1 rRNA gene is annotated in these 2794 nt (G+C 57.4%); it reads left to right on the forward strand.

From position 1 onward, the window contains the following. A 23S ribosomal RNA gene (locus tag KGQ19_RS48220) occupies positions 1-2733 on the forward strand; the annotation flags it as partial. Positions 2734-2794: the final 61 nt, after the last annotated feature.

Raw genomic sequence — 2794 nt, forward strand, 5'->3', positions numbered from 1 at the left:
GGCATAGTGGGTAAAACCCCCGTAGACGAAACATGACTGGCTCTGGAGGAGTATCCCAAGTAGCACGGGGCCCGAGAAATCCCGTGTGAATCTGGCGGGACCACCCGCTAAGCCTGAATACTCCCTGGTGACCGATAGCGGACTAGTACCGTGAGGGAAAGGTGAAAAGTACCCCGGGAGGGGAGTGAAAGAGTACCTGAAACCGTGTGCCTACAAGCCGTGGGAGCTACGCCGTGCAGAATTTATTCTGTCACGGTTGTGACCGCGTGCCTTTTGAAGAATGAGCCTGCGAGTTAGCGTTGTGTGGCGAGGTTAACCCGGGTGGGGTAGCCGTAGCGAAAGCGAGTCCGAATAGGGCGTTTGAGTCGCACGACCTAGACCCGAAGCGTGGTGATCTAGCCATGGGCAGGGTGAAGCGCGGGTAAGACCGCGTGGAGGCCCGAACCCACCAGGGTTGAAAACCTGGGGGATGACCTGTGGTTAGGGGTGAAAGGCCAATCAAACCACGTGATAGCTGGTTCTCCCCGAAATGCATTTAGGTGCAGCGTCGTGTGTTTCTTCCCGGAGGTAGAGCACTGGATGGTCTAGGGGGCCTACAAGCTTACCGAAATCAGCCAAACTCCGAATGCCGGTGAAGTGATAGCGCGGCAGTGAGACGGCGGGGGATAAGCTTCGTCGTCGAGAGGGAAACAGCCCAGAACACCGGCTAAGGCCCCTAAGCGTGTGCTAAGTGGGAAAGGATGTGGAGTCGCATAGACAACCAGGAGGTTGGCTTAGAAGCAGCCACCCTTGAAAGAGTGCGTAATAGCTCACTGGTCAAGTGATTCCGCGCCGACAATGTAGCGGGGCTCAAGTACACCGCCGAAGCCGTGTCATTCATGCTTAAGCCCGTCGTGTAGAAAGCGGCCAGGCGCATGGATGGGTAGGGGAGCGTCGTGCAGCCAGTGAAGTCCCGGGGTGACCCAGGGGTGGAGGCTGCACGAGTGAGAATGCAGGCATGAGTAGCGAATGCGACGTGAGAAACGTCGCCGCCGGATGACCAAGGGTTCCTGGGCCAGGCTAATCCGCCCAGGGTGAGTCGGGACCTAAGGCGAGGCCGACAGGCGTAGTCGATGGACAACGGGTTGATATTCCCGTACCCGCGAAGGTCCGCCCAATGTTGAATCAGGTGATGCTAAACCCGTTAAGCCCCCGGGTTCCTTCGGGAACCTGGTGTGGTGGAGCCGGTGACCCGAACTTGTAGTAGGCAAGCGATGGTGTGACGCAGGAAGGTAGCCCAACCCGGGCGGTGGTTGTCCCGGGGTAAGGATGTAGGGCGGTGTGTAGGCAAATCCGCACACCTTGAAGCCTGAGATCTGATGCCGAGCCCGTAGGGGTGAAGTGGGTGATCCTATGCTGTCGAGAAAAGCATCTAGCGAGGACTGAGCGGCCCGTACCCCAAACCGACACAGGTGGTCAGGTAGAGAATACCGAGGCGATCGGGTGAACCGTGGTTAAGGAACTCGGCAAAATACCTCCGTAACTTCGGGAGAAGGAGGGCTCCGTCTGGTGATAGGCCTTGCGTCTTGAGCTGGGTGGAGTCGCAGAGACCAGCGAGAAGCGACTGTTTACTAAAAACACAGGTCCGTGCGAAGTCGCAAGACGATGTATACGGACTGACGCCTGCCCGGTGCTGGAACGTTAAGGGGACCGGTTAGACCGTAAGGTCGAAGCTGAGAACTTAAGCGCCAGTAAACGGCGGTGGTAACTATAACCATCCTAAGGTAGCGAAATTCCTTGTCGGGTAAGTTCCGACCTGCACGAATGGCGTAACGACTTCTCGACTGTCTCAACCACGGGCCCGGCGAAATTGCACTACGAGTAAAGATGCTCGTTTCGCGCAGCAGGACGGAAAGACCCCAGGACCTTCACTATAGCTTGATATTGGTGTTCGACTCGGTTTGTGTAGGATAGGTGGGAGGCTGTGAAGTCCGGACGCTAGTTCGGGTGGAGCCGGCGTTGAAATACCACTCTGATCGTGTTGGATGTCTAACCTCGGTCCGTGATCCGGATCAGGGACAGTGTCTGGTGGGTAGTTTAACTGGGGCGGTTGCCTCCTAAAGAGTAACGGAGGCGCCCAAAGGTTCCCTCAGCCTGGTTGGCAATCAGGTGGCGAGTGCAAGTGCACAAGGGGGCTTGACTGTGAGACCGACAGGTCGAGCAGGTGCGAAAGCAGGGACTAGTGATCCGGCCATGGCTTGTGGAAGCGTGGTCGCTCAACGGATAAAAGGTACCCTGGGGATAACAGGCTGATCTTCCCCAAGAGTCCATATCGACGGGATGGTTTGGCACCTCGATGTCGGCTCGTCGCATCCTGGGGCTGGAGTAGGTCCCAAGGGTTGGGCTGTTCGCCCATTAAAGCGGTACGCGAGCTGGGTTTAGAACGTCGTGAGACAGTTCGGTCCCTATCCGCTGCGCGCGCAGGAGACTTGAGAAGGGCTGTCCCTAGTACGAGAGGACCGGGATGGACGGACCTCTGGTGTGCCAGTTGTCCCGCCAGGGGCATGGCTGGTTGGCTACGTTCGGGAAGGATAACCGCTGAAAGCATCTAAGCGGGAAACCTGCTTCAAGATGAGGTCTCCCACCCACTTGATGGGTTAAGGCTCCCGGTAGACCACCGGGTTGATAGGCCGGGCGTGGAAGCTCCGTGAGGGGTGTAGCGGACCGGTACTAATAGGCCGAGGGCTTGACCACAAAGCTGATTCTTTTAAGCAAGATTCTTGCTGCTCGCATCCACTGTTTAGATCTGAGACCC

It is taken from the genome of Catenulispora pinistramenti, from assembly GCF_018274385.1.
Taxonomy (GTDB): Bacteria; Actinomycetota; Actinomycetes; order Streptomycetales; family Catenulisporaceae; genus Catenulispora; species Catenulispora pinistramenti.